This window comes from Aurantibacter aestuarii (assembly GCF_003008425.1).
GTDB lineage: Bacteria > Bacteroidota > Bacteroidia > Flavobacteriales > Flavobacteriaceae > Aurantibacter > Aurantibacter aestuarii.
Genome location: NZ_PXOQ01000007.1, coordinates 239509 through 260776, shown reverse-complemented (window position 1 = coordinate 260776; position 21268 = coordinate 239509). Strand labels below are relative to the sequence as shown.

Genomic DNA, 21268 nt, shown 5'->3' with positions numbered 1-21268 from the left:
ATTATATTAGCCGAATATAGTATAAAAATGATTTTAAATTATAAAGGGGCAGAAGTATTTTATTCGGTTTTTGGAAGCGGAGAACCTGTGGTATTAATCCATGGATTTTTAGAAAACAGTAGTATGTGGGACAATTTAATTCCAAAATTATCTAAATCGAATCAAATAATTGTAGTCGACTTATTAGGTCATGGAAATTCGCACTGTATAGGTTATATTCATAGTATGGCAGACTTTGCAGAAGCAATCGAGGAGGTTTTAAATAATCTACAAATACCTGCTTGTCAAATGGTTGGTCATAGTTTAGGTGGCTATGTGGCTTTAAGCATAGCTAAACGCGAAAATATAAAAGTCACTGGTATATGTTTACTAAATTCTACTACAAAAAACGACGATGTCTCTCGAAAATTATTACGCACCAGAGCTGTTAAAAACGCAAAAAAGTTTTATGAAAGTTTAGTAAGTATGTCAATAAACAACTTGTTTTATGAAAAAAACAGGCAAAAATTTGAAAATGAAATAGAAGCCATTAAAACCGAAGCTTTAAAAACTCCTATACAAGGTTATATTGCAGCTCAAGAAGGGATGATGCAAAGACCAGATAATACAGAGTTTTTTAAACAAAGCACCTTTAAAAAAGCAATTATTGCAGGAATAAACGATTCTGTAATAGATTTTGAAGAATTAAAACAGATTGCCAATAACACAAACGCTCAATTTTATGCCTTAAATGGTGGACACATGAGTCATGTAGAAGCATTAGAAGACTTAGAAAAAGTCTTAAGTGATTTCGTAATTAATTAATTTTCAAAATTTTTCCAGCCTTGTGCTTGTAATGGTATTTTAGTTTCTGCTCTGGTAACTAAATGCGCACCTAAACTTTCTTCAGTTATAAAGCCAATTACCGTTAAATTAGGATTTGCTTTAATTTTAGGAAAATCGTCTTGAGAAATGGTCATAAGTAACTCATAATCTTCACCGCCACTCAAGGCAATAGTGGTACTATCCATATTAAATTCTTCCGCAGTAGAAATTACTTGTGGATCAAGAGGTAGTTTGTTTTCATATAAATCGCAACCCACATTACTGGCTTTACATAAATGTAAAATTTCAGAAGAAAGTCCATCGCTAATGTCAATCATACTAGTTGGGATCACGTCTAAATCTTCTAAAAGCTTTACAATATCCTTACGAGCTTCCGGCTTTAGCTGGCGTTCAATGATATAAGTATAAGCATCTAGGTCTGGTTGGTTATTAGGGTTTACTTTAAAAACCTCTTTCTCGCGTTCTAACACCTGTAGACCTAAATAGGCGGCGCCAATATCACCAGTTACAACAAGTAAATCATTTGGTTTTGCGCCATTTCTGTAGGTTATTTTTTCCGTTTTAACCTCGCCTATAGCGGTTACAGAAATTAATAAGCCTTTTGTAGAAGACGTGGTGTCTCCGCCAATAACATCAATACCATATATAGCTGCTGCAGTTTCAATACCAGCATATAACTCTTCTAAAGCTTCTAATGGAAATCGATTTGAAACCGCTATAGAAACCGTAATTTGAGTTGCATTGGCATTCATGGCATAAACATCAGATAAATTTACAATAACCGATTTGTAACCTAGATGTTTTAAAGGCATATAACTTAAATCAAAGTGAACACCTTCAACCAATAAGTCTGTAGTGACAACAATTTTTTTCTCTCCAGGTTCTAGAACAGCTGCATCATCTCCAATACCTTTAATAGTAGAAGTTTGTTTTATGGTTAAGTTTCTAGTTAAATGTTCAATTAAACCAAATTCACCTAAGGCACTTAAATCTGTTTTCTCTGTGTTTTTATCTTCAATCATATCGCAAAATTAATAAACATAAAAATAGTATGTCTAGAAATCTTTAGATAATTAAAAATTAATTAGATAACTGTTTTTTCTTTAAAAAAAACTTACTTTTGTTGATAACCCAAACATTTTTTTGACCTATGATTAAAAATTACGTACTTTTTGTAAGTTTTTTGTTGTTTTATAATTCAGTTTTAGTCTCTCAAACCCTATGTGATACTAACACTAATATGGCAGGAATTTACCCTTGTAACGATTACGATTTAATGTCTAATGTGCCTATTTCGGTACTTGCAAATACTCTTGGAAATCCTGAAGGTAGTGATATCTGGGGATGGACAGATCCATTAAACAATAATGAATATGCAATTGTAGCGACTACAAATAGTACTGCATTCGTAAATGTAACAGATCCTTTAAATCCTGTTTTTTTAGGACGTGTAGATACTAATGCAGGTACAAATTTCTGGAGAGACGTTAAAGTATATAATAATCATGCGTTTATTGTTGCCGATGGTGTAGGTAGTCACGGTATGCAAGTGTTTGATTTAACACGACTAAGATCGGAAGCTTCTGTGAATGGTACCTATACTGCAGACGCCGTTTATACTGGTGTAGGTAGTTGTCATAACATTGTTATAAATGAATCTGAAGCGATTGCTTATTTAGTAGGCTGTAGCTCTACTAATGGAGGCGGACCTATTTTTATTGATATCTCTAATCCTACAAGCCCTACTTTTTTAAATGATTACACAGCTGGAGGTTATTCTCACGATGCTCAGGTTGTGACTTATACTGGTCCGGATTTAGACTATTATGATCCAGCAAATGGAATAATAGGTCGTCAAATTTATATCGGTAGTAATGGTAATACAGATAAAGTGGTTATTTTAGATGTAACCGATAAAAATAATGTAATACCTATAAACGAATTTTCTTATCCTCAAACAAGATACGCACACCAAGGTTGGTTTACAGACGACCAACGTTATTTTATAATGGGTGATGAGGTTGATGAACAGTCTTTTGGCTTCAATACAAAAACGTTGATATTTGATTTTAATGATTTAGATGCAGATTTTGATACAGACGCTAGTTTAACAAGAACTTATTTTGGACCAGAGCGCGCAATAGATCATAATGGTTATGTTAAAGGAGATAAATTTTACTTAGCCAACTATCGTGCTGGTTTGAGAGTTTTAGACTTAGCAAATATATCTTCTCCAGTTCCTATGACTGAGGTTGGTTATTTTGATACCTATCCAGCGAGTAATTCAGCAAATTTTAATGGTGCATGGAGTGTCTATCCTTACTTCGCTAGTGGAAATATAATAATAAGTGATATAGAAAGAGGTTTGTTTGTTGTTAGACAAAGTAATACACTAAGTGTTGATGAATTTAACTTAGAAAACACATTTTCGATGTCGCCAAACCCGGCAGAAACAGAAGTTCTTTTTTCATCAAATACTAATTTTCCTATAAATGACGTTAAGATTCATAATGTATTAGGTCAAAAAGTAAAAGAAGTTCTTAGTTTAAATAAAACAGAATATAAGTTAGATTTAAGTAATTTTAAGTCTGGAGTTTATTTAGTTACTATAAATAATAAAGTAACTAAAAAGTTAATTGTAAAATAAAACATACAAAATGAAAAAATATACACTAGTATTTTTAGCAATAGGCTTGCTTTTTTCTAACTGCAAGAGCGACGATGATGTTAATGGAACTACTCCAGTAGTGGTGCAAGCTGAGGATACTGATGGAGATGGAGTTCCAGATGCTAACGATAATTGTGCAAGCATTCCAAATCCAGATCAGGCAGATACTAATAATAATGGTATAGGAGATGCTTGTGAATCAAGTAATTTCACCCCATTATTTCCATGTGTTAATGGAATGGCCGGACCTTTTCCTTGTGATGGGATTGATGTCATGAGTGTTTTTTCAACAGATGTTTTAGCTGGAAATTCTACAGCAGAAGGTAGTGATGTTTGGGGTTGGACCGATGCTTCCACAGGTAAGGAATACGCTATTATTGGATTAACTAATGCTACAGCTTTTGTAGATATTTCAGATCCAACTGCACCAATTAATTTAGGAAGAATTGCAACAGCTCAAGGTACTGCACCATGGAGAGATGTTAAGGTTTATAATAATCACGCATTTATTGTAGCTGATGGAAATTCAAATAACTCTCATGGTATGCAGGTTTTTGATTTAACCCGTTTACGAAATGTAGCAAACCCTCCTGAAGATTTTACAGTAGATGCCTTGTTTACTGGTGTTGGAAAATGTCATAATATTGTTATAAACGAATCTGAAGCAGTAGCATATTTAGTAGGTTGTAACACAACAAATAATGGAGGACCTATTTTTGTAGATATATCTAACCCAACAAACCCTACATTTATAAACGATTATGAAGCAGCTGGATATTCTCATGATGCTCAAGTGGTTACCTATAATGGCCCAGATCCAGATTATCAAGGAAAAGAAATATATATAGGAAGTAATGGAAATACCGATACTGTTGCTATTTTAGATGTTACAGATAAAAATAATGTAATTTCAATTAGTGAATTTACTTATCCGCAAACTGCATATGCACATCAAGGCTGGTTTACAGAGGATCAACGTTATTTTATTTTAGGAGACGAATTGGATGAAACTAGTTTTGGGTTTAATACAAAGACCTTGGTGTTTGATTTTTCAGATTTAGATAATCCAACGTTGTCTTCAACATATACGGGTCCTACAGCTGCTATAGATCACAATGGTTATGTAAAAGGAAATGAGTATTATTTAGCTAATTATAGAGCTGGAATGCGAATTCTTAATTTAGATAACATTGGAAATTCATCTAACGCAATGACAGAAACTCATTTTATAGACACGTTTCCATCAAGTGATAGTGCTGCGTTTAATGGTGTTTGGAGCATTTACCCTTATTTTCAAAGTGGTAATATTGTAATTGGTGATATTGAGCGTGGTATGTTTATTGTACGTAAACAATAAAATATGAGAAATATAACTGTTGTTTTAGGGTGTTTATTGGTTGTTTTGGCATGTAAGTCAGATGATGATTTTGTAGCACCAGTTGCAAATCAACCCCAAAACCCACAAACAGTTAGTTTGCAATATGCTAAAAATTTTGGAGGCAGTAAAAATGAATTAGCTAGTGCTGTAGTGAAATTACAGGATGGCGGTTATGCTGTTTTTGGTGAAACACAATCTATCGATATAGATATTACCGACAAATCAGACACGAGTTACGATTATTGGTTGTTAAGATTTAATGCAGCAGATGAATTATTGTGGTCTAAAACTTATGGCGGTAGTTTAGATGAAAAAGGGGCCGATTTAATAGCTACTCAAGATGGTGGTTTTGTGCTAACGGGCTACGCTTCTAGTAGTGATGGCGATGTCTCTCAAAATTTTGGGAATCAGGATTTTTGGATTACAAAATTAGATAGCTCTGGAAACATTACTTGGGAAAAATCATTTGGATTTAATGGGTCAGATCGTGCTTATGCAATCATACAAACTCAAGATTCAGGCTATTTAATTTCAGGGGTGCTAGATGTTACTGCTTCAGCAGGACAAGGCAACACGTTACAGGCAAATAATCAATTACATGCTGGAGGAGATTATTGGGCGGTTAAATTAGATGCCACAGGTAATCAGGAATGGACAAAATATTTTGGAGGAAATTTATCTGATGATCCTTTTGGTGTGGCTGAAACAAGTTCTGGAAATTTTATTTTAGTTGGAGCGTCTGATAGTGCAGATGTAGACATCTCTAATAATAAAGGGTCATACGATTATTGGGTTGTTTCAATTTCAGATACAGGAGCTTTATTATGGGAAAAGAATTTTGGAGGAACCCAAATTGATGAAGCTCATGGGATTATTAAAACATCAGATAATAATTTTATTATTGTAGGAAATACCAGAAGTGATGATACCGATGTTAGTGTAAATTACGGCGATTCCGATTTATGGCTTATTAAAATAGATGAAAACGGTAATTTAATATGGGAAAAAACCATTGGAGGCGCGAGTTTTGATACTGCAAGTAGTATAACTAAAAGTGCTAATGGTTATTTAATTTCAGGTAGTTCTCGTAGTGAAAATGCTTTTATTTCGACTAACAACGGACAAAATGATGCATTAGTTGTGCAAATAGATGAAACTGGAGCTGTATTATGGCTAAAAACTATTGGAGGTAGTGAGTTTGACTTTGCTTATGATGTTACTCAATTAAATGATGGTAGTATTATTGCTGTTGGAGAAACAACCAGTAACAATTTTGATTTATCTAATAATAATGGTTTTACAGATGCGTTAATAATCAAAATAAACTAAATAATTATAACTCTTAACTTATGAAATTAATTAAATTTTTTGCTTTTATCTTTATAGGATTAGGGGTATTAAGCTGTGCAGAAGATAACGATGATGCGACTCCGTTTGTTCCTACAAACGTAACAACTCCAATGACCTCAGTAGATTTTAAATTAAGCAATGATTTTGATGGTACTTTGGTGGATAATACTAATTTCACGACGCTTACTTTAACCAATGAAAATGGAGAGGTATTACGTGCAGAGCGTATCCGATATTTAATTTCTAAATTGGAATTAACCAGCGTAGAAACAGGAACAGTTTATAAGCTAAAGGACTACAATTTGTTAGATATTTCTGATGAAACCACCTATAATTTTACTTCCGATATTCAAATACCTCTTGGCAATTATAAATTAAGTATGGTTTGGGGTTTTAATGAAGAAGATAATGTAGATGGAGTTTATGTAGATTTAAATGCTGCATCTTGGGGTTGGCCTCAAGGTTTAGGTGGAGGTTACCACTTTTTACAGTTTGATGGTAAATATAACGTAGACACAGCTTCACCAATGCCATTTAATTTTCATAATGGTACAGCAAAAAACGCAGCAGGAGAGTTTGAGCAAAACTTTGTGACATTTGCTTTTGATACAGATATTTTAATAGCTGGAAATACAGAAATTGAGTTAAAAATGAACATTGCTGAGCTTTTTAGAAACCCTAATACATGGGACTTAAATGTTCTGGACACACCATTAATGCCTAATTATACAGCACAAAAAATGATGCAGCAAAATGTTGCAAGTGTTTTTTCTATAGGAACAATTTCAAATAATTAAAATGAAATATTGGTTCATCATATTAAGTTTAAGTATTTTAGTAGTATCATGTTCAAAGGACGAAAATGAGACTTCTGAAGATGCATATGAACCAATTCCTTTTGCGCTTCAAATACCTGAAGTGTTTCAGCAAAAACTTCCAAGTCCTCTAATTCCGGTTTCAAACCCATTAACAAATGAAGGCGTTGCTCTAGGTAAAAAATTGTTTTTTGACAGAATTTTATCAGCAAACAACAGTTTAGCTTGTGTAAGCTGCCATGCTCCTCAAAAGGCTTTTTCAGATGACAGAGTTCTAAGCTTAGGGGTAAATGGACAACCAGGTAGTAGGCACTCGATGCCGCTTTTTAATTTAGCTTGGAATTTAGATGAAAAATTTTTCTGGGATGGACATAAATTTAGTTTAGAACTTCAAGCTTTAGAACCTGTTACACAAGCTAACGAGCTAGGAAATATATCCTGGGAAGATGTGGAAGAAAAATTGCAAAACCATCCAGAGTATCCTAATTTGTTTAATAGAGCTTTTGGAACAGCTACAATTACTAAAGAGCTTGTGGTTAAGGCTATAGCTCAATTTGAGAGAACACTAATTTCCGGAAATTCTAAATTTGACCAATTTACTTTGGGGCAAGTCTCTCTATCTCCTCAAGAACAAAATGGGCTAGATGTGTTTATGGATGAAACACGAGGCGACTGTTTTCATTGTCATGGAAACCCTAATAACCCATTATGGACCGATAATAAATTTCACAACAATGGTTTGGATGCCACCTTTTCAGATTTAGGTTTAGGTGGTGTTACAGGAGACTCTAATGATGATGGAAAATTTAAATCACCATCTTTAAGAAATCTTCAATACACTGCACCGTACATGCATGACGGGCGTTTCGCAACATTAGATGAGGTTATAGATCATTATAGTGAAGGTTTAGTTAATTCACCTACCATCGATCCATTAATGAAAAAAGTCGATCAAGGTGGTGTACAATTATCAGCTCAAGATAGAGCCGATTTGAAAGCATTTCTTCTTACGCTTTCAGACCCAGAATTCGTTAATAATCCTGCGTTTCAAAATCAATAGGATATTCTTATAAAACTATACAGTAATATAATGTAAGTTCTATGGAAAAAAGGGACTTATATTGTATATTTGCACTTTAATTTAGAATAATTCTAATTGAAAAATTATGATAAAAGTATCAGACATTGCTAAGAAAAAAGTAATTGAGCTTATGACCGATGATGGTTTTAACCCAGCAGTAGACTATGTGCGTGTTGGTGTTAAAAGTGGTGGTTGTTCAGGCTTGTCTTACGATTTAAAATTTGATAAACAACAAGAAGAAGAAGATAAGGTTTTTGAAGATAATGGTGTAAAAATCATTGTCGACAAAAAAAGTTTTCTGTACTTAATTGGAACCACCTTAGAATATTCGGGTGGGCTTAATGGTACAGGTTTCGTGTTTAATAATCCAAATGCTAACAGAACATGTGGATGTGGTGAATCTTTTTCACTTTAATAATATTTATTCAAGACAAAATTTATGTCAAAATATACCGAGGACGATTTAAGAGAAGAATTAAAAACCAAGGAATACGAATATGGTTTTTATACAGAAATGGAATCTGAAACCTTTCCGATTGGTTTAAATGAAGATATTGTTCGCGCCATTTCAAAGAAAAAAAACGAACCAGAATGGATGACCAACTGGCGATTAGAAGCTTACCGCATTTGGGAAGCCATGACCGAGCCAGATTGGGCAAATGTTACCTATAAAAAACCAGACTTTCAATCTATAGCTTATTATTCTGCACCAAAATCTGTAGACCCTAATAAGACCTTAGACGACGTAGATCCAGATTTGTTGGCTATGTACAAAAAGTTGGGTATTTCTGTGGATGAACAGAAAAAGATGAATAATATTGCAATGGATATTGTAGTAGATTCAGTCTCTGTTGCTACAACCTTTAAAAAGACATTAGCTGAGAAAGGAATCATATTTATGCCAATTTCTGAGGCAATCCAAGAATATCCAGAATTAGTTAAAAAATATATTGGTACTGTAGTACCAACAACCGATAATTACTACGCGGCTTTAAATAGCGCAGTATTTAGTGACGGGTCTTTCTGTTATATTCCAAAAGGCGTGCGTTGTCCTATGGAATTATCTACATATTTCAGAATTAATCAGGCAGGAACCGGGCAGTTTGAAAGAACTTTAGTAATTGCAGATGAAGGTAGTTATGTGTCTTATTTAGAAGGTTGTACAGCGCCAAGTCGTGACGAAAATCAATTACACGCAGCGGTTGTAGAGCTTATTGCTTTAGATGATGCCGAAATTAAATATAGTACAGTTCAAAACTGGTATCCGGGAAACTCTGAAGGAAAAGGTGGAGTTTACAATTTCGTGACTAAAAGAGGATTATGTGAAACGAATTCTAAAATATCATGGACTCAGGTAGAAACCGGATCGGCTGTAACTTGGAAATATCCGTCATGTATTCTAAAAGGCGATAACTCTACTGGAGAATTTTATTCTATAGCGGTTACCAATAACCATCAGCAGGCAGATACTGGAACAAAAATGATTCACTTAGGAAAAAACACTAAGTCTACCATTATTTCTAAAGGTATTTCAGCTGGAAAATCCCAAAACTCATATAGAGGATTAGTTCAAATAAATTCTCGAGCCGAAAACGCAAGAAATTTTTCGCAATGTGATAGTTTATTAATGGGTAATGAATGTGGTGCACATACATTTCCATACATAGAAACAAAAAATAAAACAGCTCAAATAGAACACGAAGCGACCACAAGTAAAATTGGTGAAGACCAGATTTTTTACTGTAACCAGCGTGGTATAGATACAGAAAAAGCTATTGCCTTAATTGTTAATGGTTTTAGTAAGGAAGTATTAAATAAGCTACCAATGGAGTTTGCAGTAGAAGCACAAAAATTACTTGAAATTAGTTTAGAAGGTTCTGTAGGTTAAAATTAAAGAATATGAAAAGATTTAGTATACTATTCGTCATTCTAGTAAGTGTTTTTGCTTGTAAAAAAGATAAAAAAAATACAGAAACTGTCGAAGAAACTACAGACAAACCCGAAATAAGTTTATACATTTTAGATGGTGGTAATATAAAAGCCAACAACTTAAACATATTTGCTCAAGGCGAGACGTATAAAGGAGAGTCTAAACTTTTAGCAAATGCCTATTATGTCATTAATCATCCAAAAGGAAAGTTACTTTGGGACACAGGTTTACCAGAAGGTATTGTAGGGAAAGAACCTTACACAACCCCAGATGGTGCTTTTACTATATCAAGACCAGACTCTTTAAAGAATCAATTTGCAAAATTGAAAATAACACCTAAAGATATTACTCACATTGCATTTTCTCATATTCATTTTGATCATACAGGAGCAGCTAATGCGTTTTCAAATGCTAAATGGATAGTACAACAAAAAGAAATGGATTTTATTAACAGTCCTGAAATTAAAAACAATGCGTTTTATGATGTAAGTTCTTTTGCGACTTTAGAAAATAAAGAGGTTGTTAATGGAGATTACGATGTGTTTGGAGACGGTTCAGTAATTATTAAATCTATGCCAGGACATACTGCTGGACATCAAGTATTGTTTTTAGATTTGCCAAATGAAGGACCAATAATACTTTCTGGAGACATTTACCATTTTAGAGAAAATAGAGAATCGGGTATTGTTCCACAATTTAATTTTGATATTCCACAAAGTCAAAAATCGATTGAAGATTTTGAAACATTTGTAGAAAGTAAAAATGCACGTGTAATCATTCAGCATGACTTAAATGATTTCAACACGTATAACAGACGTATGTATTAATAAGTAAATCATGAAAAAAGTAATTACTTTAATTGTTTTATGCCTTATAGCAACCGCGTGTAAGACAGATCAAAAAGAAAACAATCAAGATGAAGTGGTAAACACTTCTGAAGACGAAAATGATGGTTTTACACTTTTAGAAGGTAATTTTATTTACTATGCAGATGCTGCAGTTTTTCAAACACCAACAAGCTTGTTTGGGGTTGTTATGAATGAAAAAAGTCAGGAACTTGTAAATATGGCTAAGCCTTTAAAAAAACAAGATACCGATATGGTAAAAGCACGAGTTAAAGGACTTATTGAAAAAAAACCTGAAGGAGAAGAAGGCTGGGATTTTAGAATAAATATTAAAAAAATTATTTCTGTGGAGGCTTTACCAGCAAAAGAAAACGAAGTTATTACATTAGAAAAACAATAAGTTTTAAAATAAACGAAACAAATTATAATGCTTAAAATAGAAAATTTACACTCAAATATTGGTGATAAAGCCATTTTAAAAGGAATTAATTTAGACGTTAAACCTGGAGAAGTTCATGCTATTATGGGACCTAATGGTGCTGGTAAAAGTACTTTAGCTTCTGTAGTGGCAGGTAAAGAAGAGTACGAAATTACAGAAGGAAGAATTCTTTTAGACAAAGAAAATATTGAAGATTTATCGGCTGAAGAGCGTGCACATAAAGGGATTTTCTTGTCATTTCAATATCCAGTAGAAATTCCTGGTGTTTCTGTAACCAATTTCATGAAAACAGCAATTAATGAAACGCGTAAAGCTAAAGGTTTAGAAGATATGCCTGCTAATGAAATGCTTAAAATGATAAAGGAAAAAGCAGAACTTTTAGAAATTGACCGTAAGTTTTTATCTCGTTCTTTAAATGAAGGGTTTTCTGGAGGAGAGAAAAAGCGTAATGAAATTTTTCAAATGGCTATGCTGGAACCAAAACTGGCTATTTTAGATGAAACAGATTCTGGTTTAGATATCGATGCCTTGCGAATTGTTTCAAATGGTGTTAATAAACTAAAGAGTAAAGACAATGCTGTTATTGTTATCACCCATTACCAAAGACTATTAGACTATATTGTACCAGATTTTGTACATGTTTTAATGGATGGTAAAATTGTTAAATCTGGAGATGCCTCTTTAGCCTTAAAGCTAGAAGAAAAAGGTTACGACTGGATTAAAGAAGAAATGAAAGCATAATAGGTTTAAGTTGTTTAATTTCTTTTGGCAAATTTGAAATTTTGCCAATTACAGATATCAACTAAAGCTATTATAAAATAAGTAAAAGAATACAGTTTTTTGTAGAATATACTACAGACTGTTTACTGAAGACTCAAAACAATGGATTTAAAAGATAAAATATTAACCTCGTTTTTAGCGTTTGAAGATCATGTCGACGTACACTCTAGTATTCATGACATCAGAAGTGAGGCAATAAAAATATTTGAAACTCAAGGTTTTCCATCTAAAAAGGAAGAAGACTGGAAGTATACATCACTTAAAAGTATTACAAAGCAAGATTACAGTGTATTTCCTAAGCAGGAAAATGCCATAGAGTATAGCGATGTAAAAAAATACTTTATTCATGATATAGACACCTATAAAATTGTATTTATAGACGGTAAATATTCTTCACATCTTTCTCAAACTACTCATGAAGGTATCGATGTGTGTTTAATGTCTTCAGCATTAGAAAAAGAAAAATATAAAGCGACTGTCAATCAATATTTTAATAAAGTAGCTAAGCAAACCAGCTTAACAGCTTTAAACACTGCTTTTTCTAAGGAAGGCGCATACATTCATATTCCAAAACATAAAGTGGTTGAAAAACCAATTCAGATTGTACACTTTTCAACAGGAAATGAGTCGGCTTTAATGCTGCAACCCAGAAACTTAATTGTAGTCGAGGAGAATGCACAAGTTCAAATTATAGAGCGTCACCAGAGTTTAACCAGTAATCCCGTATTTACAAATTCTGTAACCGAAATATTTGTAAATAAAAGTGCCCAGTTAGACTACTATAAAATTCAAAACGATAATCAAGAAGCTTCATTAATAGATAGTACGTTTGTAGAGCAAAAAGATAAAAGTTTTGCATCGGTACACACGTTTTCATTTGGTGGTAAATTAACTCGTAATAATTTAAATTTCTATCAAAATGGAGAGTATTTAGACTCGACCATGAAAGGAATTACTATTATTGGAGATAAACAACACGTAGACCATAATACATTGGTTCACCATATCGAGCCAAATTGCGAAAGTCACCAGGATTATAAAGGAATTTTTAACGATAATTCTACCGGTGTATTTAATGGTAAGGTTTTAGTAGAAAAAGAAGCACAAAAAACCAACGCTTTCCAAGCTAATAATAACATATTAACTAGCGATAAAGCCACTATTAATACAAAACCACAATTAGAAATTTTTGCAGACGATGTTAAATGTTCTCATGGTTGTACTATTGGACAACTAGACGAAAGTGCATTGTTTTACATGAAACAACGTGGTATTCCAGAAAAAGAAGCTAAAGCCTTATTAATGTATGCCTTTAGTAACAACGTATTAAGCTCTGTTAAAATACCAGAATTAAAACAACGCATCACCAAATTAATTGCAAACAAATTAGCGGTTAAAATAGGTTTTGATTTGTAAAAGCTTAAAACTTATATATTAAAGCAGTTACTTTTAAGTAGCTGCTTTTTTATTTGGAGCTCATCTTGCTATCCACTAAATCTTTTTTTGCCATTTGCCAAAGCAAAAAAAGGATGCCGCTTCTATCAAGGCTAAAAAAATACGACAATTGACGTATGGTTTATTCATCGAGTTTTTTAGAGGTTTATATTAAAATCTAAAAGCATGAAAACTATCGTTAAAATTTTAATCGTTTTCTTTATAGTAAACGTTAATGCACAACAAAACCCTTCAATTGCAAAAGCGCCTTTTAACCCAGTAGCTTTAAAATATAAGCTAGAACATTTTAACTTAAAAGGTCCAGTAAAAACAGCACATATAAATCAGTATTATTATTACGAGTTTAATGCACAAAAGCAATTAGATAAAGTTTACGTTATAGACAGCGAAGGAAATAAAACTCTAAATGAAGCCTATTTTTATCCTAATAACAACACCATTCATAAAGTTTCTTATGTAGAAGATAATGGTTGGATGAAAACTGAATACACTAAAAACGAAAAAGACTTTATCACTAATTTTAAACTTCTAGAGTCAGAAAATTTACCAGATTACTACCAAATAGATCCAATGACTTTTGAGTATAAAAACAATCTATTAGTAAAAGAAATAACAGATAAATCGGTACATAACTATAGTTTTAAAAACGAAATAGCGACCTATACATATGACGATAATAAAAGACTTGTTGAAAGCAGATTATGGTCGGATAATGAGGAAAACACAGGCTTTTACAATAGCTATGATTATTCAAATTTTAAAGATGGTAAAATAACATATTCTAGAGGTAATGGTTACTACATTATTAATCAAACCTACAACCAAAATGGGACACTTATAGATGAATTGGTTAAAGAGAATGGTTATTCTGCAAATGCACAATCTATAGTTTGCAAAAATCCAGAATATGACGCCTATGGTAATGTGGTAAGATGTACCTCTAGTAGTAACGCGTACACTTATTTTTAACTCGAAATCCATAAAAAAATTCTCTATTAAACTAACAAAGCGTATTTTTGTAGTATGCTAGATGTAAAGAAAATAAGAGAAGATTTCCCAATCTTAAAAAGAGAAGTTAATGGTAAGCCATTAGTCTATTTAGATAATGGTGCAACTTCCCAAACGCCACAACAGGTAATAGATGTTATTGTAGATTATTATAGTAATTACAATGCTAATATACATCGTGGTGTGCATAGTTTAAGTCAAGAAGCAACCGATAAATATGAAGAAGCACGTCTTAAAATCCAAAAGCATTTTAATGCTAAAGAAGCTTACGAAATTATTCTAACTTCAGGAACAACAGAGAGCATCAATTTAGTGGCACATGGCTTTGCTTCGCTATTAGAAAAAGGAGACGAAATCATTGTTTCGGCTTTAGAACATCATAGTAATATTGTCCCTTGGCAAATGCTTTGTGAGAAAACTGGAGCAATTTTAAAGGTCATTCCTATGACATTGGAAGGTGCTTTAGATATGGATGCTTATAACAGTTTACTAAACCCTAAAACCAAGTTGGTGTTTACCAACCATATTTCAAATGCGTTAGGAACTATAAACCCTATCGATTACATCATAAAACAAGCGCGTCAGGTGGGCGCAGCGGTTTTAATAGATGGTGCTCAGGCTTGTCCGCATTTAAAACCAGATGTTCAGGCTTTAGATGTCGATTTTTATGTGACCTCTGCCCATAAAATGTGCGGTCCAACCGGCGTTGGTATGCTATACGGGAAACAAGAATGGTTGGAAAAATTGCCACCTTACCAAGGTGGAGGAGAAATGATTGCAACAGTGAGTTTTGAAAAAACCACCTATGCAGGTTTGCCTCATAAATTTGAAGCTGGAACTCCAAACATTTGTGGTGGTATTGCTTTTGGAGCGGCAATAGATTATATGAATGCGATAGGTTTCGATAACATTGCCACTTACGAGCATGAACTTTTAGACTATGCCACGTCAGAATTACTTAAAATTGAAGGACTAAAAATATTTGGAACCTCAAAAGACAAAACCTCTGTAATATCATTTAATCTGGAAGATATTCATCCCTACGATGTTGGAACTTTACTAGATAAAATGGGTATTGCGGTAAGAACAGGTCACCATTGTGCACAACCAATTATGACATTTTATAATATTCCGGGAACCGTAAGAGCTTCATTTGCTTTCTACAACACTAAAAATGAGGTAGATGCATTAGTAGCAGGAGTTAAAAAAGCAAAAATGATGTTGAGTTAAAGGATGTTTTTTAATTGTTAACGAAACGTTAATGATATCATAAATGAGATAAATTCACAACAAAACTCATAAATAATTAATAAGTTCATAGAGAATATTAATTAAATATAATTATTTATGAAAAAAACATTTTTAATTCTAACAGCACTAGGTTTATTTGCTACATCTTGTAGCGATGACAAATCTGATGAAATCGCAAATACCGATACGCAGAATAAAGTAGATATGTCCGATTTCTACCTTTATACAGACGCAGATATAGATGAACAAAATAGAATGGCTAACGGAAAATCTTCGTGTTATTCTATGGTTAACTTAAACCGCTTGTTAAATGAGAATAAAGGTTTAAATAAAAAAATGTATGATATCGAATACAATTCTAGAGTATTTGCTGCAAACATGAAACCTGGAAACGGAAATGGAAATGGAAATAATGGAGGCGGTGGTTCTGATGGAGGAACTGGTGGTGGTGACACTTCAGATAATTTAGGAGTAATAAATATTCCAGTTTATGTACATGTTATTTATAGTAACTCTAATGAAAACATTAGTAGTTCTCAAATTAATTCACAAATAAATGTTTTAAATCAAGATTTTAGAAAAACGAACTCTGATGCCAACTCAATTCCTAGTGAATTTTCTGGTTTAGCAGCAGATTCAGAAATTAACTTTACGCTAGCCAATACATTTAGATATTCAAACTCTAGAACTTCATGGGGTACAAATGATGCTATGAAAATAGCTTATCCACCTGTATCTCCAAATACGCATTTAAACATCTGGGTATGTAATATTGGTGGTGGTATTTTAGGATACGCACAATTTCCAGGAGGTCCAGCGAGTACAGATGGAGTGGTAGTTTCACCTCAGTATTTTGGGACAACGGGTTATGTAGCAGCACCTTTTGATGGTGGTAGAACTTTAACACATGAAGTTGGACACTATTTAAACTTACGCCACATATGGGGAGATGGAAGATGTCGTCAGGATGATTTTGTAGCAGATACACCAAGCTCAGACGGTCCAAATTATGGATGCCCATCTTATCCTACTGTAAACTGTAGATCTAATGATATGACCATGAATTATATGGATTACACAAATGATGCTTGTATGAGTATGTTCTCTAGTGGTCAAAAAGTAAGAATGCGTTCTATTTTTGCTTCAGGTGGACCAAGAGCAGCTATGGCAAATTAATTATAAAATACTTTAAAGTAAAAGACGCCATTTTTGGCGTCTTTTTTGTATTATTAAGAGAACAAAAACTATTCTTATGAAATTTATACTAATAATATTCAGTACCATTATGATAAATGCCTGTGGAGGCTCTAAAGATTTAGCTTCAAACACTGGTGATAATTATAGTAGTCTAACCCAAGAAAAAAGAGACATGATTAATAACATACAAATGTTAGAATATACAGCAAACTCAAGAGGTTCTCATATTTTGGTTAGAATTACAGAAAAATTTATAAACTATAAACTAAATCGTAATGACGAGTTAATAGCTATTTCAAATACAGAAAAAAATTGGAACGACTTGATGCTACTTATGGCAGACTTAGATGTTAAAACAATACCGAGTTTAGAAGCTCCAAGCAAAGCGCACCAATATGATGGCGCTGCACACGCAACTTTTTCAATATATGTACAAAAAGATGAAGAAGGTCTTCAAACTCCAACTTTTGATGCTGGAAACCCTCATAAAGCTATTGCTCCCATTATTGATAAAATGATGTCGTTAATACCATCTAAAAACTAAGGTCATTACAAGGCTTTTCATTAATTTTGCACTGAATACTTAAAATGAAGTTTTAGACATGCAAAGCATACAAGAGATACAGGAAGATATTATTGACGAATTTTCTATGTTTGAAGATTGGGAAGAGCGTTACCAGTATATGATAGATCTTGGTAAAACATTACCCTTAATAGACGAGCAATTTAAAACGGAAGATAATATTATAAAAGGTTGCCAAAGTAAAGTTTGGGTTCATGCCGAATTTAATGATAATAAAATTGAGTTTACGGCAGATAGTGATGCCATAATTACCAAAGGGATTATTGCTATACTTATCCGTGTATTTTCAAACCAATCTCCAAAGGCTATCATGGAAGCCAATACCGATTTTATAGATGAAATTGGACTGAAAGAACATTTGTCTCCAACACGAGCAAATGGCCTAGTCAGCATGATTAAGCAATTAAAAATGTATGCTATTGCATACCAAACCCAAGTTAATTAAAGTTTTTTAATTGATTAAATTTATAATAACATGAGCGAAACAACTATAGATACAGCAGAATTAGGTGAAAAAATTGTAAAAGTTTTAAAAACCATTTTTGATCCGGAAATTCCTGTAGACATATACGAACTAGGATTAATCTATGATGTGTTTGTAAATGAAGATTACGATGTTAAAATTTTAATGACTTTAACCACACCTAATTGCCCGGTAGCCGAAACTTTACCAAAAGAAGTAGAGGATAAGGTAAGATCTTTAAAAGATGTTAACGACGCAGAAGTAGAAATTACATTCGATCCACCTTGGACTCAGGACTTAATGAGTGAAGAAGCTAAGCTGGAATTAGGAATGCTTTAATTTGTATTAATATAACCACTTCTTTTTAGTATGCCAGACGAAATTATAAATCGCGTATCCAATAGTGTTTTAAAGGTTTTTGACCTTGAAGATTATTATGTGCCTGGACCACGTATTGTTATTGACTTAAAAGATTGGTTGGAACATGAGTTAATTCTTAGAGAAAAAGATTTTAGAGAACGCGTTAAAACTCATAATTGGGAACAGTATAAGTCTTGCTATGTTGCTATATATTGTAGTACAGATGCCATAGTGCCAGATTGGGCTTATATGTTAATTGCTATTGCATTGCAGCCTCATTCTGCTTACACTGCTTCAGGAGATTTAGTAGCACTAGAAACCACATTATATCAAAATCAATTACAAGATTTAGATCTTACCGAGTTTAAGGATAAGCCCGTAATTATAAAAGGCTGTGCTAAAAAGCCGGTACCTAATAGTGCTTATATTATGGCAACCAACTTATTAAAACCAATTGCTAAATCCATCATGTTTGGAGAAGCTTGTTCTGCTGTGCCTTTATATAAGCGTAAGTGATAAGATAGTTATAGACTTTTCAGAAATAAGACATTTTTCTATTTTCTAAACTATAAAGAAATAGTACTTTTGCATTTTCAAAATTAAAAAGACATGAAAAAACTAACACTTATTATGGCATTATTTGTTGGACTGGTTTCAATGAATGCGCAAGACAAAGAAGCAGATTCTACAAAGCAAGGATGGACTAGATCTGGGCAATTTCAAGTATTGTTTAACCAATCGGCATTTAACAATAACTGGACTGCAGGTGGTGTATCTAGTATTGCAGGTAACTTATCTTTAAATTACGATTTTAACTATGTAAATGATGATATTATCTGGGATAACAGATTTATTGTAGCTTACGGTGTTACAAAAATAGACGATGCTGAAAACTTTACAAAAACAGATGACCGCTTAGAGTTTACGTCTTTATTAGGAAAGGAAGTAAAAGGTAGTGCAACTTGGTTTTATTCAGCTTTTTTAAACTTTAAAACACAAATGGATTCTGGTTTCAATGAGGACGGAGAAAAAATAACTCACTTTTTCTCTCCTGCTTATTTACAGGTTGGACCTGGAATGTTATGGAAAAAATCTAATAATTTAAGTGTAAACATAGCGCCTGCTACAGCACGTTTTATATTTGTACATGATGAATTTACTGCGGTTGCGCCTGGTTTTGAAGATGAATTTAACGATGCTGGTGGTTATTTTGGTGTAGAAGCTAATGAAACCTCTCGTTTTGAATTTGGAGCCTCTTTAAACGCGTATTACAAGCTTAAATTGGTAGAGAATGTAACTATGGAAAACATTTTAAACTTATATTCTAACTACTTAGATAAGCCACAAAATGTAGATATCGATTACACCATGAATTTAGCTATGAAGATTAATAAATTTATGTCGGCTAACATCGCATTTCAAGCTATTTATGATGATAACGTTATTACTAACGATGGCTCTAAAGGGTTTCAGATTAGAGAAGTGTTTGGTTTAGGGTTTAACTATACTTTTTAAATCCCTTTCAATCTGATTAAAAATAAAAAGCCACACTATTTAGTGTGGCTTTTTATTTTGAAAAGATAAAGAATGGTTATTCTTCTTCACCCATATTGTCATAATCGTAATCCGGATATAAAAATTCGTTGTACGGAAAACGTGTTACGTGTATATCTCTTACTTCTTGGTAAACTCTGGCTTTAAAATCTTCAAGATTTTCTTTGTTTGTTGCAGAAATAAATAAAGCATTATTTCCAATTTTATTCATCCAAGTTTTTTTCCATTCACTTAAACTATAATGTGCTTTTGTTCTTATCGCTATTAAATCGGTTTCGTCAAAAGGTTCCGCTTCATAAGCATCAATTTTATTAAACACCATGATTGTAGCTTTATCTGCACAATGTATTTCGCCTAAAATTTTATTTACAGATGCGATATGATCTTCAAAATTAGGATGAGAAATATCTACCACGTGTAACAGTAAATCGGCTTCACGCACTTCATCCAAAGTACTCTTAAAACTGTCCACCAATTGTGTAGGAAGTTTTCTAATAAACCCAACCGTATCACTTAATAAAAATGGCAGGTTCTGAATAACGACTTTACGAACAGTCGTATCTAAAGTTGCAAAAAGCTTGTTCTCGGCAAAAACTTTACTTTTACTAATAGTATTCATTAAAGTAGATTTTCCAACATTGGTGTAACCTACTAAAGCCACACGAACCATTTTACCGCGATTTCCTCGTTGTACAGCTTGCTGCTTGTCTATGACTTCAATTTTCTTTTTTAAGAGCGCTATTTTATCTCTTACAATACGTCTATCGGTTTCAATCTCTGTTTCACCAGGTCCACGCATACCAATACCACCTTTTTGACGTTCAAGGTGCGTCCACATTCCTCGTAATCTTGGTAGCAAATATTCGCATTGTGCTAATTCTACCTGTGTACGCGCATAACTAGTTTGTGCACGTTGTGCAAAAATATCTAAGATTAGATTGGTCCTGTCTAAAACTTTACATTGTAATATTTCACCAATATTACGTTGTTGAGAAGCCGATAATTCATCATCAAAAATAGCGGTTCCAATATCATTAGATTCTATAAATTGCCTAACATCATCTAACTTACCTGTTCCTAAAAAGGTTTTAGGGTTAGGCATCTCCATTTTCTGGGTAAAACGCTTTATGGTTTCTCCACCAGCGGTATAGGTTAAAAACTCTAACTCGTCTAAGTATTCTTTGGATTTTACTTCGTCTTGTTCTTGGGTTATTACTCCAATTAAAACGCAACGTTCTAAACTAATATCTTTTTTTTCTAACATAGATTATAATAAGACTACAAAG

22 protein-coding genes are annotated in these 21268 nt (G+C 33.1%); 20 read left to right on the top strand and 2 right to left on the bottom strand.

Annotation, left to right across the window (positions count from 1 at the left end):
- Positions 1-27 precede the first annotated feature (27 nt).
- On the top strand, positions 28-804 hold the full coding sequence (locus C7H52_RS02390) for an alpha/beta fold hydrolase (protein ID WP_106462287.1): 777 nt from the start codon (positions 28-30) through the stop codon (positions 802-804).
- On the opposite strand, the gene thiL is transcribed toward C7H52_RS02390, so the two are convergent.
- Positions 801-1847, bottom strand: coding sequence for a thiamine-phosphate kinase (gene thiL, locus C7H52_RS02385; RefSeq protein ID WP_106462286.1), 1047 nt, complete (start codon positions 1845-1847; stop codon positions 801-803). The genes C7H52_RS02390 and thiL overlap by 4 nt on opposite strands.
- A gap of 128 nt (positions 1848-1975) precedes the next feature.
- Here thiL and C7H52_RS02380 point away from each other — a divergent pair, with 128 nt between their 5' ends.
- From C7H52_RS02380 to C7H52_RS02290, 19 genes are all read left to right on the top strand, one after another.
- Positions 1976-3472 carry a choice-of-anchor B family protein gene (locus tag C7H52_RS02380; RefSeq protein ID WP_106462285.1) on the top strand — a complete coding sequence of 499 codons (1497 nt, stop codon included), beginning with the start codon at positions 1976-1978 and terminating at the stop codon, positions 3470-3472.
- Positions 3473-3482: 10 nt separating this feature from the next.
- Positions 3483-4850 (top strand): choice-of-anchor B family protein, encoded by a 1368-nt coding sequence (locus tag C7H52_RS02375; RefSeq protein ID WP_106462284.1) that lies wholly within the window; start codon positions 3483-3485, stop codon positions 4848-4850.
- A 3-nt stretch (positions 4851-4853) separates the two neighbouring features.
- Positions 4854-6200, top strand: a complete 1347-nt coding sequence (locus C7H52_RS02370) for a hypothetical protein (protein ID WP_106462283.1) — start codon at positions 4854-4856, stop codon at positions 6198-6200.
- Between the two features lie 20 nt (positions 6201-6220).
- On the top strand, positions 6221-7018 hold the full coding sequence (locus tag C7H52_RS02365) for an MbnP family protein (RefSeq protein WP_106462282.1): 798 nt from the start codon (positions 6221-6223) through the stop codon (positions 7016-7018).
- A 1-nt stretch (position 7019) separates the two neighbouring features.
- Positions 7020-8096 carry a cytochrome-c peroxidase gene (locus C7H52_RS02360; RefSeq protein WP_106462281.1) on the top strand — a complete coding sequence of 359 codons (1077 nt, stop codon included), beginning with the start codon at positions 7020-7022 and terminating at the stop codon, positions 8094-8096.
- 106 nt (positions 8097-8202) lie between these two features.
- A complete protein-coding gene (locus tag C7H52_RS02355; protein WP_106462280.1) occupies positions 8203-8532 on the top strand; it encodes a HesB/IscA family protein in 330 nt (109 codons plus the stop codon).
- Between the two features lie 24 nt (positions 8533-8556).
- The gene (sufB, locus tag C7H52_RS02350; protein WP_106462279.1) at positions 8557-10005 is read left to right on the top strand and encodes a Fe-S cluster assembly protein SufB; all 1449 of its coding nucleotides are present in this window, start codon (positions 8557-8559) and stop codon (positions 10003-10005) included.
- Positions 10006-10016: 11 nt separating this feature from the next.
- Positions 10017-10874 (top strand): N-acyl homoserine lactonase family protein, encoded by an 858-nt coding sequence (locus C7H52_RS02345; RefSeq protein ID WP_106462278.1) that lies wholly within the window; start codon positions 10017-10019, stop codon positions 10872-10874.
- 10 nt (positions 10875-10884) lie between these two features.
- Positions 10885-11292 carry a hypothetical protein gene (locus C7H52_RS02340; protein ID WP_106462277.1) on the top strand — a complete coding sequence of 136 codons (408 nt, stop codon included), beginning with the start codon at positions 10885-10887 and terminating at the stop codon, positions 11290-11292.
- A gap of 27 nt (positions 11293-11319) precedes the next feature.
- On the top strand, positions 11320-12072 hold the full coding sequence (gene sufC / locus C7H52_RS02335; protein ID WP_106462276.1) for a Fe-S cluster assembly ATPase SufC: 753 nt from the start codon (positions 11320-11322) through the stop codon (positions 12070-12072).
- 141 nt (positions 12073-12213) lie between these two features.
- Positions 12214-13527 (top strand): Fe-S cluster assembly protein SufD, encoded by a 1314-nt coding sequence (sufD, locus tag C7H52_RS02330; protein ID WP_106462275.1) that lies wholly within the window; start codon positions 12214-12216, stop codon positions 13525-13527.
- Positions 13528-13731: 204 nt separating this feature from the next.
- On the top strand, positions 13732-14535 hold the full coding sequence (locus tag C7H52_RS02325; protein WP_106462274.1) for a hypothetical protein: 804 nt from the start codon (positions 13732-13734) through the stop codon (positions 14533-14535).
- A gap of 54 nt (positions 14536-14589) precedes the next feature.
- Positions 14590-15804 (top strand): aminotransferase class V-fold PLP-dependent enzyme, encoded by a 1215-nt coding sequence (locus C7H52_RS02320; RefSeq protein WP_106462273.1) that lies wholly within the window; start codon positions 14590-14592, stop codon positions 15802-15804.
- Positions 15805-15921: 117 nt separating this feature from the next.
- Positions 15922-17001 (top strand): zinc metalloprotease, encoded by a 1080-nt coding sequence (locus tag C7H52_RS02315; protein WP_106462272.1) that lies wholly within the window; start codon positions 15922-15924, stop codon positions 16999-17001.
- A gap of 76 nt (positions 17002-17077) precedes the next feature.
- Complete coding sequence (locus C7H52_RS02310) at positions 17078-17566, top strand: hypothetical protein (protein WP_146129997.1); 489 nt, start codon at positions 17078-17080, stop codon at positions 17564-17566.
- A 58-nt stretch (positions 17567-17624) separates the two neighbouring features.
- Complete coding sequence (locus C7H52_RS02305) at positions 17625-18050, top strand: SufE family protein (protein WP_106462270.1); 426 nt, start codon at positions 17625-17627, stop codon at positions 18048-18050.
- Between the two features lie 30 nt (positions 18051-18080).
- A complete protein-coding gene (locus tag C7H52_RS02300; protein WP_106462269.1) occupies positions 18081-18407 on the top strand; it encodes an SUF system Fe-S cluster assembly protein in 327 nt (108 codons plus the stop codon).
- A gap of 30 nt (positions 18408-18437) precedes the next feature.
- Positions 18438-18944, top strand: coding sequence for a DUF2480 family protein (locus C7H52_RS02295; protein ID WP_106462268.1), 507 nt, complete (start codon positions 18438-18440; stop codon positions 18942-18944).
- Between the two features lie 93 nt (positions 18945-19037).
- A complete protein-coding gene (locus C7H52_RS02290; RefSeq protein WP_106462267.1) occupies positions 19038-19943 on the top strand; it encodes a DUF3078 domain-containing protein in 906 nt (301 codons plus the stop codon).
- 76 nt (positions 19944-20019) lie between these two features.
- On the opposite strand, the gene hflX is transcribed toward C7H52_RS02290, so the two are convergent.
- Positions 20020-21246, bottom strand: a complete 1227-nt coding sequence (gene hflX / locus C7H52_RS02285; RefSeq protein ID WP_106462266.1) for a GTPase HflX — start codon at positions 21244-21246, stop codon at positions 20020-20022.
- Positions 21247-21268 lie beyond the last annotated feature (22 nt).

Bases quoted from the DNA above. Each gene is read 5' to 3' on its own strand.
- C7H52_RS02390 (WP_106462287.1), top strand. From the start codon at position 28: ATGATTTTAAATTATAAAGGGGCAGAAGTATTTTATTCGGTTTTTGGA.
- thiL (WP_106462286.1), bottom strand. From the start codon at position 1,847: ATGATTGAAGATAAAAACACAGAGAAAACAGATTTAAGTGCCTTAGGT.
- C7H52_RS02380 (WP_106462285.1), top strand. From the start codon at position 1,976: ATGATTAAAAATTACGTACTTTTTGTAAGTTTTTTGTTGTTTTATAAT.
- C7H52_RS02375 (WP_106462284.1), top strand. From the start codon at position 3,483: ATGAAAAAATATACACTAGTATTTTTAGCAATAGGCTTGCTTTTTTCT.
- C7H52_RS02370 (WP_106462283.1), top strand. From the start codon at position 4,854: ATGAGAAATATAACTGTTGTTTTAGGGTGTTTATTGGTTGTTTTGGCA.
- C7H52_RS02365 (WP_106462282.1), top strand. From the start codon at position 6,221: ATGAAATTAATTAAATTTTTTGCTTTTATCTTTATAGGATTAGGGGTA.
- C7H52_RS02360 (WP_106462281.1), top strand. From the start codon at position 7,020: ATGAAATATTGGTTCATCATATTAAGTTTAAGTATTTTAGTAGTATCA.
- C7H52_RS02355 (WP_106462280.1), top strand. From the start codon at position 8,203: ATGATAAAAGTATCAGACATTGCTAAGAAAAAAGTAATTGAGCTTATG.
- sufB (WP_106462279.1), top strand. From the start codon at position 8,557: ATGTCAAAATATACCGAGGACGATTTAAGAGAAGAATTAAAAACCAAG.
- C7H52_RS02345 (WP_106462278.1), top strand. From the start codon at position 10,017: ATGAAAAGATTTAGTATACTATTCGTCATTCTAGTAAGTGTTTTTGCT.
- C7H52_RS02340 (WP_106462277.1), top strand. From the start codon at position 10,885: ATGAAAAAAGTAATTACTTTAATTGTTTTATGCCTTATAGCAACCGCG.
- sufC (WP_106462276.1), top strand. From the start codon at position 11,320: ATGCTTAAAATAGAAAATTTACACTCAAATATTGGTGATAAAGCCATT.
- sufD (WP_106462275.1), top strand. From the start codon at position 12,214: ATGGATTTAAAAGATAAAATATTAACCTCGTTTTTAGCGTTTGAAGAT.
- C7H52_RS02325 (WP_106462274.1), top strand. From the start codon at position 13,732: ATGAAAACTATCGTTAAAATTTTAATCGTTTTCTTTATAGTAAACGTT.
- C7H52_RS02320 (WP_106462273.1), top strand. From the start codon at position 14,590: ATGCTAGATGTAAAGAAAATAAGAGAAGATTTCCCAATCTTAAAAAGA.
- C7H52_RS02315 (WP_106462272.1), top strand. From the start codon at position 15,922: ATGAAAAAAACATTTTTAATTCTAACAGCACTAGGTTTATTTGCTACA.
- C7H52_RS02310 (WP_146129997.1), top strand. From the start codon at position 17,078: ATGAAATTTATACTAATAATATTCAGTACCATTATGATAAATGCCTGT.
- C7H52_RS02305 (WP_106462270.1), top strand. From the start codon at position 17,625: ATGCAAAGCATACAAGAGATACAGGAAGATATTATTGACGAATTTTCT.
- C7H52_RS02300 (WP_106462269.1), top strand. From the start codon at position 18,081: ATGAGCGAAACAACTATAGATACAGCAGAATTAGGTGAAAAAATTGTA.
- C7H52_RS02295 (WP_106462268.1), top strand. From the start codon at position 18,438: ATGCCAGACGAAATTATAAATCGCGTATCCAATAGTGTTTTAAAGGTT.
- C7H52_RS02290 (WP_106462267.1), top strand. From the start codon at position 19,038: ATGAAAAAACTAACACTTATTATGGCATTATTTGTTGGACTGGTTTCA.
- hflX (WP_106462266.1), bottom strand. From the start codon at position 21,246: ATGTTAGAAAAAAAAGATATTAGTTTAGAACGTTGCGTTTTAATTGGA.